We start from the raw sequence: 12,779 nt of genomic DNA on the forward strand, positions 1-12,779 counted from the left end.
TAAGTTTAAATCTTGTATTGCTCAAAAAACTAATAATTGACGTTTACTTCATGTTTTGTTTAGTTTTCAAAGTTCATAATGGAGCGGGTGATGGGAATCGAACCCACGACCGAAGCTTGGAAGGCTTCTATTTTACCATTAAACTACACCCGCGAAATGGTCGGGAAGACAGGATTTGAACCTGCGACCCCCTGGTCCCAAACCAGGTGCTCTACCAAGCTGAGCCACTTCCCGTAATATGGCGCGCCCGAAAGGACTCGAACCCATAACCTTTTGATCCGTAGTCAAACGCTCTATCCAATTGAGCTACGGGCGCATATTGTAAAGTGTGTCGTCTTCGTTAGCGACTTTTACAGTTTATAACATCTAACTGTTTATGTCAACATTTTTTTAAAAGTTTTTTAAAACTTTAAATACTTACTACGATAAGCTTTCGTTGACTTCGTTAACCTGTCTGACGTGACTTAAACTATACTAAAGCATCGGACAACTAATGTCAACACTTTTCAAATAAAAAAATCACTAGTTTATTTACTTATTTGATTTTACTGTACCTATAGAGCTTTAATAAGTTATTAATTCAACTTTAATCAATACATATTTATCATTTCTGACATAGTACTACGCAACAAGAACTGAATTACTATAGTACAATTTAAGGACAGGCTCCGATAAAAGTAGAGCTCCTCCCTTTTCTATACAACAAACAGTTCTTTGTTTCAGTTTTTTATTATTTTAACTAGATAGATTTGGTATAAATAATATGTCTTTATTTTAGAGTAACTATGATGAGCTTTCGAATACTTTGTTCTTTTAACTAAAGAATATTATTAATGAGCATTAAAAAAGATATTAAACTAAAATAAGGTAATCTAACTAATAGGAAGTGTGACAAATGGATATTAATTTTCTTACAATCCTCCTTATCATCAATATACTACTAGCGGGAGTACTAGTATTTATTGAAAAAAGAGATGTTGTCGCCACATGGGCGTGGCTAATGATTTTATTTTTTATACCTATAGTAGGATTTTTACTATATTTATTTTTAGGTAGGCAGCTAAAACAAAAGAATTTCTACCACCTATCGACTAAAGAAAAAACTTATCTTCAATTGGCGGTTACGGAACAAGCTAATAAAATTCATACTGATCAAAGTTTCCATCAAGATGAGCTACTATCAAAACATTCACACTTAATTATGATGAATTTAAAGTCAGCTAACGCATTATTAACGACAAATAATGCGATCCAAACGTTTCGAGATGGACACGAGAAATTTAATTCACTATTCAAAGATATACAACTTGCCAAAAAGGAGATTAATATTCAGTACTACATCATTCAGCGTGATTCATTAGGAAAAAAACTTAGAGATGAACTTTCAAAAAAAGCAGAAGAAGGTGTAAAAGTACGAGTCCTGTATGATGACATTGGTTCCAAAAGAATTACACCCTCTTTTTTCAAAGAACTTGTTAAACATGGTGGAGAGGTAAAAGCTTTCTTCCCTTCATTCTTAAGACTCATCAATTTTCGATTAAATAATAGGAATCATAGAAAACTATGTATTATTGATGGAAGAATTGCTTATATCGGAGGATTCAATATTGGAAATGAATATCTTGGTATTGATCAGAAATTTGGTTATTGGAGAGACACTCATTTTCGTATAAAGGGAGAGTCAGTAAACCAAATTCAAGGTAGATTTATTTTAGACTGGCAACAAGCTACTAATCAGCCTGTACATAATATAGAAGAATTCTCATTTAATAATGAAAAGAATATTGGAAGCACCCCTATCCAAATAGTAGCAAGTGGCCCAAATTCAGAAACAGAGCACTTAAAAAACATGTACGTTAAGTTAATTATGTCTGCTAAAAAAAGTGTTTATATCCAAACACCGTATTTTATTCCAGATGCAAGTATTATGGACGCATGCAAAATCGCAATTTTATCCGGTATCGATGTAAGGATAATGATTCCAAGTAAACCTGATCACCCATTCGTGTATTGGGCATCTCTATCGTACGCTGGAGAACTTTTATCATATGGCGCAAAAATATTACTTTATGAAAATGGTTTTTTACATGCTAAAACAATCGTTGTTGATCACGAAGTAGCTTCGGTAGGAACTACAAATATTGATACGCGTAGTTTTAAATTAAATTTTGAAATAAACGCGATTACCTATTCTGATGAAAAAGCTTCTGAGCTACAAAATCTTTTTTTACTTGATAGTAATCATAGTAGTGAGCTTACAATTGAAAAATATCAAGAGCGATCAGTCATAATCAAGTTAAAAGAAGCGATCTCGCGCCTCTTATCTCCAATATTGTAAATAAAAAACATTACTTAACGGTAATGTTTTTTATTTTATCTTTATAGTTTCAAAATGAAAGGTAATGTGAACTTTTCTGTAGAATAATGGTTATAGTTAACAGATTATTAAAAAATCAAAGAAGGTGAAATATGAGTATTATTAAAAAGATATTTGTAGTTTTTTTAACTCTTTCATTACTATCGATAAGTTTCTTTACAAATCCAACTTCTACCTATGCAGCAGATAAAGTTTATACTGTATCTGCAAGTAAATTAAATGTCCGTAGTGGGCCTAGTACGTCCTATAAGTTGATCGGTGCTGTTAAAAAAGGCCAATTTTTAACGGTTATTAAAAAACAATCCAATGGATGGTATAAAATTAAATTTAAAAAAACAACTGGATTTATAAATGGAAAATATGTAACGGCGGAGTTCACTAACGTTAAATCATTAGATAAAAGTATTATTGTTGACTTGAAATATAACACTACCAATAACTTTACTGGCAAACGCATTTATAATTTTAGTCAAGCAATACTTAGGGCAAGTACAGCAAAAAAATTAGCAAAAGCAAACGCAATACTTAAAGAACAAGGATATACAATTAAAGTATGGGATGCTTATCGTCCTTTTTCTGCACAACAATCACTTTGGAACGCATATCCTAATTCGAATTATGTAGCTAAACCTGATTCAAAAAATATCCGTGGACACCAACTTGGCGCAACGGTGGATATTACACTATGTACTTTAGATGGAAAAGAAGTACAAATGCAATCTAAATTCGATGATTTTTCTTCACGTGCATCTCGAAGCTATAAACGAAGCAGTGAACAGGAAAATAGTTATCAAGTTATGGATAAGGCAATGAGAGAAGTTGGTTTTGTAGGCTACTCTAAAGAATGGTGGCATTACTCAGATAAAAATCAAAATTTTAAAGCTATACAGGTAAATCCTGCAAATTATTAATGCTAAAACTCACTTTTGAATAATAAAAGTGAGTTTTTTGTAATTATCTCTATTTTGTTCGATGTACGGTTAAGGTTACTTTACTTGTTTCACACATAAACGTTGAAAGGTGGACAGGTTCCTCATTTGAATCATAGGCGATTTTTAGTATTTTAAATAGATTGGCGCCTATATCGCATTCAAGGTAATTGGCATATATTTTTGTCGCACCGATTACGTCGATGATTTTATCGTTGCTTAAGATTTCTGTATGATATTCCTTTGAGAGAACTTTATATGTAGATTCATCAGTTGCAATTTTCTTTTCCAAATCTGGAAAACGAATTAGTGAGTAATGTGCAATATCATAAAAAAGTGGACGGTCATTTACATACATGAGTCGCTCCAGCTCTAGAACGCGACTTCCTTCCTCAACTTTGAGATGTTCTGCAACATCCTTTGATGCCGGGATAACTTCACTTCTAAGGATTCGGGAATTTGGAATCATCCCTAGTTGGTGGCTAAACTCCGAGAATCCGCTTACAGATAACAGTTCATTATTAAACTTATTCGAAGCCACAAACGTCCCTCTGCGTGGTATACGTGTCAATGCACCATCCTTCACTAATTCCTCAATGGCCTTTCGAATAGTGATTCGGCTGACATTATACGTTTCACAAAGCTCAGCTTCTGTGGGAATCTGTTGATCTGGTTTATATTTCCCTTGTTGAATATCGTTCTGTAGCATTTGCCTAATCTGCATATAGAGAGGCTGTGGAGTTGAAGAATTTAGGTTCATAATTTTCATCCTATCCGTCAATGTTTTTCAACATTATTATACACTGCCGACTAGTCATCGTCACCATGCACCGAAATAGCCAATTGTTTTTGCAGCCGTTTTAGTCCCCAATTCCAAACACTGTTGGATCGAAAGACCCTGTAAAGTACCATAAAGAAAACCAGCTATGAAAGAATCTCCTGCTCCCATCGTATCTACAACATTATCTTCCAATACCCCAAATTGATAAAAATGTTTGCCATCGAAAGCTAATGACCCATTTTCTCCAAGCGTAGCAACAGTCACCTTGGAACCTTGTGTTTTTACATCCTTTAAAAATCCTCTGATAAATTCATCATCCTTTTTATAAGAAAAAAAGGAATAGTCCACATAACCAGGTAATGTCTTTACTAAATCGTGCTCTAACTGGTCTGAAAAATCAAATGCAGTAAGCAACCCATTTTGTTTAAAAAGAGGATAATATCCCTCAACATGTCCCCATATCCCAGCGTGGACAAGTTGATGTGTTTGAATAAACTCCTGTTCTTCATTAGTTAAAGTAAACTGAGCCATTACTCCTTCATCGTAATCTCTAAAATGACGGTCATTATTAACTAATTCAACATGGGTAACTGCTGTTTTTCCTATCTTTTTAGAAATAAACGATGTATCAACACCCTTACTTTGAATCGACTTAATCATTTGATCACCGAAGGAATCACTTCCAACCCAGCCGATATACGAAGAGTCTGCTCCTAATTGCTTTAAGTAGACAGCAACATTTACCGGATTTCCTCCAGGATACACTTTCTCGTTTGCAAGATAGACATCCATACAGTTATCGCCGACTGTAACAATTCTCATCTAATCCCAACCTTCTTTTTAATCTAAGAAACAAGCACTACCATGTAGTGCTCACTAAATTTTTTTAATATTCTACTTTGCGGTAGTATCTTCTTAGGTCTAATGAGTGGTTTCTTTCCCTTTCAAGATAAACACTGATTCGACTTAAAACTGCCCAATTAATACTAACAGAGAAGTGTTTTCTAAATTCCTCACTAATACCTAACAATTCAAAGTCTTTTGTATCAATAACAGTTAATTGATTCGTAATTTTTTCAGCAAACCTTTCAACACGATCCATCAATGGTCTTGTTTCATCTTCACCTTTAAGTAAAATAACGCTAGTATCTTCAACTACTAGCTCAAGCGTACCATGGAAAAACTCCGCTGCATGGATGGATTTTGCATGAATCCATTGCATTTCCTCCAAAATACACATTGCATATGAATAAGTGTTACCCCATAAATTACCTGAGCCCACCATCATATGGTAATCTGTTTCCTTATGTTTAATAGCAAATTCCTCAGCTTTTTTATCAAAGTCTTTTACGGCAGCTAATATCGCTTGTGGCAACAAGGAAACTTCTTTTGTGAACTGTTCATATTGCGGAAATTCATCATTATTATACATGAAGCGAAATACTACCATGTACAACAGCATAAAGAACGTATCAAAGGAATGTTTTTCCGAGCCGGTTGTAATACAGTAATTTACTACCTGCGTTAATGGAGTATTCGGCTCCGCTACTAAAGCAATTGTAGTAGCCCCTCTTTCTTTACAAAACTCTGCCGCTGCAACAGTTTCTTGTGTTGTCCCTGAAACTGAGGTGAAAATACATACGGAATCCTTTGAAAATTGCTTATTGTTCATGACCATAAACTCGGCAGCGATTTCAGCATGTACATTAATCGTTGAGTTTGATTCTAAAATATATTTATAAGGATACATCATTGCAATTGTTCCACCAGCACCAATCAGGAAAAGATTGCTGAAACCTTTTTGACAGATTGAATCGACGATATCCTCAATTTTACTTCTAAATGCAAGTCCTTCTTTTTCTACAAGTTTTAAAAATAACGCTTCATCAAATTTTAACACGGTTAGATCCCCCTAAAATTTATTTGTTATGTCTTGTATTATAATTAAACATAACAATTAAAGCAATTGCTTTTTCAAAAAATTAAGAAGCTAGTAAAAGTTCACTAGCTTCCTGATATAATTGAATTCTTCTTTGTTACTAGATTACCGTCATTTTTCTTATTCGGCCCGTATCGTTTTTCCCAGTAATAGTAAACAGGTAGTCCGGTAGCAATAACAATAAATGCAGCTACCATCCCTTGCCATGGAGCCCAAGTAAACGTACCCCAAGCAAGCCAAGAAGCTCCCATAATTGCTAAAATCGTCGTTAGTCTCCACATTGGCATCCTGTAAATCGGGTTATAGTCCTCCCTTTTACGGCATTTATAAACCGCTACAAAATCTAAAATATTAATCACTAATTGGATTAATGTAAAATAACCTAATAAAGTCGTTAAATTAGTTGCAAAAACTAGAATACATGCATAGGTAACTTGAACAATAATTGAAAAACTTGGTGTTTCATACTTTGGATGAACACGCCCAAAACGTTGAAAAAATAGCCCGTCCTTCGCCATCGCGTATTCTAACCTAGGCTGAAACATGATACAAGAACTTAATGATCCTAAAATAACGATAATTGCAGTAATCGCAACAAACGAAGAAGCAATATGAGATAGTCCTGGTATATACTTAACCGCATCAGACACAGCTGCACTAGAACTCATCAATTTGCTAAAAGGCATTAATCCAATTACGCAGACTGCTAGCAAAGTATATAAGATTAATACAATAAAGACAGAGCTAATCAGAGCACGAGGTAACGTTTTTCCGGGATTTTTAAATTCACCTGCCATAAAACAAATGGCGGCCATACCGGTATAAGCCCAGGTTGTGGCAGAGACACCACCGATTAGACTTGTTTTTACAACTTCCCCATGTGGCGTATAAGAGAAGTTCCCTGGGTGCATATACATTAAACCTAAAACAATAACAATAATGAACGGAATGATTTTCACGGCAGTAATAATCACTTGAAAAAGCCCGCCCTCTTTTACACTTCGATAATGAATTGAAGTTATGATTAAAATTATCGCAACCCCTAACAACTTGCCTGCAACTCCAGAGAAAAACGGGAAAAAGCTTGCCAAATATGAAACTACTGCTAAAGCCATAATAGAAATAGATGGTGGATCAAGCGCCCAAAATGTTGCCCATCCATATAAAAAGGCTAATGGCCTCCAGCCTGCTTTATTCAAATATACGTAACCGCTTCCATTTTCAGGATAAGCAGTTGATAGCTCAGCAAGAACCATTACTTGCGGAATAGCGATAACCCCACCAATAATCCAAGCTAAAATAGAAATAGAAGGTGTTCCCGCTGCTTTCGCTACATCACCAGACGAGACAAAGATACCTGATCCTACGGTCGTACCAACAGCAATTGCTAATGCCGACCAAAATCCGAGCTTTCGTGTAAGCGTAGTATTACTCATAAAGGGCTCCTCCAAATTTTTAGATTATACAATTCCTAATTCATTTAGTTTATCTAAGGATTTTTTAACAGCATCTAATGGATTTTGATATATTGATTCACTTGCATATTTCCACGATTCTTCTTTTGTTAGGGAGAAATCACCAATCCCTGAAGTAATTAGCATCTTATCCGTTTCCAATTCCACAGCGGAGTGAATATTTTCAATAAAATAATCAATACTCGTTTTTCGCCAATTCGAATCTGAAGCAGCAAGATTGTAAGGATAGATGCATTGTTCAGGAGTATAGCAGACTATTTCAATACTTCTAGCTTTAATTTCTTTCTTTATCTCTCTCAAATTGCAAAGCAAGTTTCTATAAACATAGAGGTGCGGTTCACCAGCCCATAACTCAATGCTACTGATGCCCAATTGATCCATACAATCCAAAAAATATTGGATAGGATAATGCTTGAATGTGATATTCATTCTTGCTACTTTCATTAACTACCTCCTTTCTCTTAAAGTTATCTTATTTGTTATGCTTTGTATTATAATCAAGAATAACATAAAATACAATGAATTTTAAGAATTTTTAATATTCATTTTTAAATACTACAAAGTCCAGGTTCCCAATCAAACAATGATACAGAGAAACGGTTTTCCAATACTTCTAAAATTAAATAATGTGACCAACTAGCCTATAAAAGTCATACAAATTTTAAACACAAAAAAGGCCTCTACATTACGTAGAAGCCTTATTACTTATATATATATAAATTGATGCGGCCGAGAGGACTTGAACCTAGTTTATGTTGTTACGTCCTTTTTTAAAATCAAAAATTTTTGTAACAGTAATGCTTATAAATAATATTAAAAAACCTATTATTGGATAAGGTATGGTTTTTGGCATTAGTTTGTTATTTAAGATAAATGCTTGAAATGATATTTAATTTAATAACTCCCTATACACTCTAACTTCAGGCAAACGGTGACTTTCTATAAATTCTTTCCAATGTTTTAAATCTTCTTTTGGTATTATATTTTGATTTCGATATAAATTTGCCATTAAACCTGCTACACTCGAGATTTTCTCAAAATCTTTTAGGGTTGTAATAATAATTTTTTCACTATTAATAGCGTCTAGATAGCTATCCAAGAATTTTATTAATAACATATATTCATTTTCAATGAAAATACGAGGTATATTTTTTATACATACTTCTAAAATATTTATCGCTACTTTAAAAATATCTTCTGAGCCATAATACATCATACTAAATAATTCATTTTTAATTAAATTACTTTTCTTCACTATCTTTTTCTCTTCAATATATAGCAAATAATCAAAAATAGTATATGCTGCAGCTTCCATTTTATCTATTTCTTTTGATTTTAAAGTATCTAGAACAGTATCTAAATCATACTTTATTGGTATTTGTAACTGTTCAAAACTAGCAATTAAAAATATAGATAAAGTAGGCCTTTCAATATCAATCTTCTCAAAAATTCCTTGGAACTTCTCAATTTCATCTTCACTTAGAAAATCGGAAGGAATTACACCTAAGATATTATCCTTTAAAAAGAACAACGCTCTTTTCAAATAATCTGGCATAGGGAAATACTCTATCTCCTCAGGAATACTTCTGAGTAGTCCTTTCTCTTGGTCATCCCACCAAGTAAAAAACTTTTCGAGCCATTCCTTATATAACTCACTTTTAGGGAGCGTCTTTGTTTTCGATTCTATATAATTTGGAAATATTCCACTTAACTCATTAAAATAATCCTCGATAGCATGAGTACTGGATAACGATCCATTATTATAGAATGTAGGAATATTTTTAGATAATATAAATTCCATGCCTTCATCGCTTAATATAGAACTTGAATTCATAATTTTATTTAATTCCGATTGGAATATAAAATCACTTATCCCTTGCTGTCTATTAGTTTCTAAATTTTTCAATGCTTCAACAAATTTATTTCTTTTAATAGTAGATAAACTATTTGTTTTTTCAAGGAAGAACATTCTTATTAATGCACTTTCCTTTTTACTTTGATCTTCATTATTTTTTAAGTAGCCAAGTAGTTCTAAGATTTTACTTTCTGAAACATTTACATTAGAAACATTTTTTCTCTTAGAAAGTATAGCTAAAAATGGCTCAAAGAAATCATTTACATCGAAATTTTTATTTGAATCCAGTTGACTATGTATTGGAGAATCTAATAATTGTTCATAGAATAACTTTTGTTCCTCATTATCCTTGTCAAATATAACTCTTTCTATTAGGTGATATAAAATATCTTTTCTATTAAATTTAAAATTAGCTTTATTTTTAATAAAGTTAATTATCTTTAAATCAAGGTCTACTTTCAACTTTATCGGTAATGCAAAATAAATACGAGATATAATTTCTAATGCTATCTCTACATTTATAATAGAATGTTTTTTTTGTGCTATTGTATCTTTTAACATCTCTATAAGAATTTCCAAATTATAATCATCTAATTTATACACAAAAGCTCTCGAAAATATTTCATCTATTTTCTTAATCGGAAAATAGTGAATTCCCTTAATAAATGAATATAACGGATATTGTATTTCTATATTATTCAATGCTAATTCGTATTGAGTTCTATCTCCTATATTTAGATTGAAATTTTCTTGAATTTGCAAAACTGCAAATGAATCCAAAAGTTCAGATTTAAAATAATCTCCAAAACTGGAAGAAATTCTACTTTTACCAGGATCAAAACCAGGGATTTTTTTTGTGCCTAATGTATATTCATATTTTTTAACAGAGATTAGTGTTAGATTAAATTCTTTATCTGAGTTACATTTCTTCAAGTTTAAATTTCTAAGTCTTTCTTCACCATAATCTAATTTATAGTCAATTTTTCTTAAAAGACTTAAAACAACACTTTCTAAAGACAATAATCGATATTCATCGCTTTGAATAGCTAATAAACCTCTTATCATATGAAGATACTTTTCAAGAGTTTCTTTTGCCTCCGCATTTCTAGATATATTTATAAGAATCGCTGCTTTTTTAATTCCCCATTCTATCTCTTTCTCTCCAACTTGCCATAAATCTAATTGTTCCTTAACATTTTCTATATTATTAAATGCCAAATTGAAGAGGATTTCCTCATGGATTATCTTATGATATTGTGAATTCTCCAAATCTGTTTTTTCTAACAAACTCTTATATTTATAAAACTTTTCTTTTTTACAATCTAGCCTAGCTTCCTTTAACAACAACAATAAAATATTATTATCATTACTATCTAAATTGTTAATATTTTCTTCAATTAATTTTTCCAGTTTAATAAAAGTATTGTATTCTAATGGAATATAAAAATGTTCAAAACACCAGAGTAATTCATTTATGTATTCAAGGTTAACTTTATCATTTAAAGAAGTTATATCTGCAATTTTATTATTTGCTATTAACCTAATATTTTCGGAATAAGAACGTCTAATATCATCTGGCATAACAATCCATCCTGGATAAGTCTCTCTGTTATACTTAAAATCACTTACATTACCTCTTCCGTAAGGTCTGTATGGCCATTTAATCTTCTCTTCTCTATTTTTATAAGCAAGAAACTCAAACAACTCTGCAAACATTTCTTGAAATGGATTTTTAGCTAATGAATATAAGTCTTCAAAATCAATTAAAGTTATCCCTTTGGATTTCAAGTATTCTTTTCTGTTCTTTTGTTTATACCCAATCATATATATTTTTGGCATCTGTTCACCTAAGTTATCCCTAACCCAAGTCGTCCACCTTTCAAAATTAGGGTCGTCACCAGAGAATCCCAATAAAACAAATGTTGTTTCCATAATTGATTGCTGAACCATGTTAACAAATGGACTAAATCTTTCAGGATAATTCAAATAGTCATTTTTAGTAAATATAAATGGCCTATTGGATGGAAAGCTACCATGTAATTTTATTATTCTTGGTGATGTTGAATTCGGTATATCATTTACGTCATATACAACTTGATAATTACGATCAAATACATTTCTTTTAGCTCGTTCCAATAAAGTATCATAATTTGTAGTATAAATATCTGCCCAAGGAAGGTTTAGTAATTCGTTATGTAAAAAATCGGGCTCATAATTGTCATCTGGAATAGCTTCTTTTAAAATTTCATCAAGGTTAGCTCGCCCATATTCCTCTTCATATAATTGTCCAATTTCAAGTACATCTTTATCTTTAAGATCCGCACGATGACTTAGATTTTCAGTCATCATCTTATTGAGATCATTCCACAAAGCCATTCCTGGAAAATTATCTTCAATTTTACTAGCGTTCAAACTAAACCCTGCTCCAACCATTACTGAAACACGACTTTTTCCATCTTTCGACCATAAATTATCCCTGATCTTTTTCAAGTGAGGATACATATCTAACTTTTCTTGAAAAAATTTGTTTATATCCTTTTTGTCCAAAATAAAACAACCTTTCTTGCTTATATTTGTGGAAGCTTTTCATTAAAAAACCCCTATCCTAATAGTCCTTTATATAATTCTTCGGAGAAAAATTGATTCATAAATTCAGAATAATTTTTGTTCATATCATTATTCTTTTACTTGCAGAATCTAAATAATATTGACTATATTGAAAAAATTAATAATAATAATTTTTCTTTACTGTTTACATCAATAAAAGGCAGAATACAAAAAAACGTTACAATTTTATGTAACGTCTTGAATTTCAATAATCAATGGAGTAAAAAGGAGTATATTTAAATATTTTAACATTCGTTAATTTCTCAAAATTCATTGATGCGGCCGAGAGGACTTGAACCTCCACGGAGAAACCTCCACTAGGCCCTCAACCTAGCGCGTCTGCCATTCCGCCACGACCGCGAATAAACAAAAGTGAGCCATGAAGGATTCGAACCTTCGACCCTCTGATTAAAAGTCAGATGCTCTACCTACTGAGCTAATGGCTCATAATATAAAGATATTACAAGTATAACTAAATACCAAATATTTTTAAACCAACTTACTGTCTACACGATCGCGTCTAAGATAAAAGCAAATCCCCTTACCTTAAACATACTTATAAAAAACTAAAATGGCTGGGCTACCTGGATTCGAACCAGGGCATGACGGAATCAAAATCCGTTGCCTTACCGCTTGGCTATAGCCCATTGATGTAACATCATGAATCAACTTCTCCGAGTAATCTTCATGAACCCGCTCCGCAGGATTTTTTTTTATGTTGTATTGCCTTTACCTCTCGAATCAACCTCTCAAGATAAAAAACAATCCGACACTTCAATATACTTCTTTACCTAAAATTCGAGTAACCTTCAAGAA

The 12,779-nt window shown here is 32.4% G+C and carries 8 protein-coding genes and 6 tRNA genes; 2 read left to right on the forward strand and 12 right to left on the reverse strand.

Features of this window, described 5'->3' with window-relative positions; genetic code table 11:
* Positions 1–79 precede the first annotated feature (79 nt).
* From AN960_RS21160 to AN960_RS21170, 3 genes are all read right to left on the reverse strand, one after another.
* Positions 80–153 (reverse strand) — tRNA-Gly (locus AN960_RS21160).
* 4 nt (positions 154–157) lie between these two features.
* Positions 158–234: transfer RNA gene (locus AN960_RS21165), tRNA-Pro, on the reverse strand.
* A 5-nt stretch (positions 235–239) separates the two neighbouring features.
* Positions 240–316 (reverse strand) — tRNA-Arg (locus AN960_RS21170).
* A gap of 579 nt (positions 317–895) precedes the next feature.
* Here AN960_RS21170 and cls point away from each other — a divergent pair.
* The gene (cls, locus tag AN960_RS21175; RefSeq protein WP_056476021.1) at positions 896–2,338 is read left to right on the forward strand and encodes a cardiolipin synthase; all 1,443 of its coding nucleotides are present in this window, start codon (positions 896–898) and stop codon (positions 2,336–2,338) included.
* Positions 2,339–2,469: 131 nt separating this feature from the next.
* A complete protein-coding gene (locus tag AN960_RS21180) occupies positions 2,470–3,288 on the forward strand; it encodes a M15 family metallopeptidase (RefSeq protein WP_082459628.1) in 819 nt (272 codons plus the stop codon).
* A gap of 49 nt (positions 3,289–3,337) precedes the next feature.
* On the opposite strand, the gene AN960_RS21185 is transcribed toward AN960_RS21180, so the two are convergent.
* The 9 genes from AN960_RS21185 to AN960_RS21225 all read right to left on the reverse strand — a co-directional run bounded on the left by AN960_RS21185 (position 3,338) and on the right by AN960_RS21225 (position 12,610).
* Positions 3,338–4,066 (reverse strand): GntR family transcriptional regulator, encoded by a 729-nt coding sequence (locus AN960_RS21185; protein ID WP_056476024.1) that lies wholly within the window; start codon positions 4,064–4,066, stop codon positions 3,338–3,340.
* A 60-nt stretch (positions 4,067–4,126) separates the two neighbouring features.
* Positions 4,127–4,909 carry a fructoselysine 6-kinase gene (frlD, locus tag AN960_RS21190; protein ID WP_056476027.1) on the reverse strand — a complete coding sequence of 261 codons (783 nt, stop codon included), beginning with the start codon at positions 4,907–4,909 and terminating at the stop codon, positions 4,127–4,129.
* A gap of 64 nt (positions 4,910–4,973) precedes the next feature.
* Positions 4,974–5,987, reverse strand: a complete 1,014-nt coding sequence (locus AN960_RS21195) for an SIS domain-containing protein (protein ID WP_056476030.1) — start codon at positions 5,985–5,987, stop codon at positions 4,974–4,976.
* A 104-nt stretch (positions 5,988–6,091) separates the two neighbouring features.
* The gene (locus AN960_RS21200; protein ID WP_056476033.1) at positions 6,092–7,462 is read right to left on the reverse strand and encodes an amino acid permease; all 1,371 of its coding nucleotides are present in this window, start codon (positions 7,460–7,462) and stop codon (positions 6,092–6,094) included.
* A gap of 24 nt (positions 7,463–7,486) precedes the next feature.
* Positions 7,487–7,945, reverse strand: coding sequence for a TIM barrel protein (locus tag AN960_RS21205; protein ID WP_056476036.1), 459 nt, complete (start codon positions 7,943–7,945; stop codon positions 7,487–7,489).
* 445 nt (positions 7,946–8,390) lie between these two features.
* A complete protein-coding gene (locus tag AN960_RS21210) occupies positions 8,391–11,903 on the reverse strand; it encodes an SIR2 family NAD-dependent protein deacylase (protein ID WP_056476038.1) in 3,513 nt (1,170 codons plus the stop codon).
* 337 nt (positions 11,904–12,240) lie between these two features.
* Positions 12,241–12,323: transfer RNA gene (locus AN960_RS21215), tRNA-Leu, on the reverse strand.
* Positions 12,324–12,336: 13 nt separating this feature from the next.
* Positions 12,337–12,409, reverse strand: a tRNA-Lys gene (locus AN960_RS21220).
* A gap of 126 nt (positions 12,410–12,535) precedes the next feature.
* A tRNA-Gln gene (locus AN960_RS21225) sits at positions 12,536–12,610 on the reverse strand.
* Between the last annotated feature and the right edge of the window lie 169 nt (positions 12,611–12,779).

Origin of the sequence: Bacillus sp. FJAT-25509, from assembly GCF_001420605.1 — a bacterium.
In the GTDB taxonomy this organism is placed as follows: Bacteria; Bacillota; Bacilli; order Bacillales; family Bacillaceae_G; genus Gottfriedia.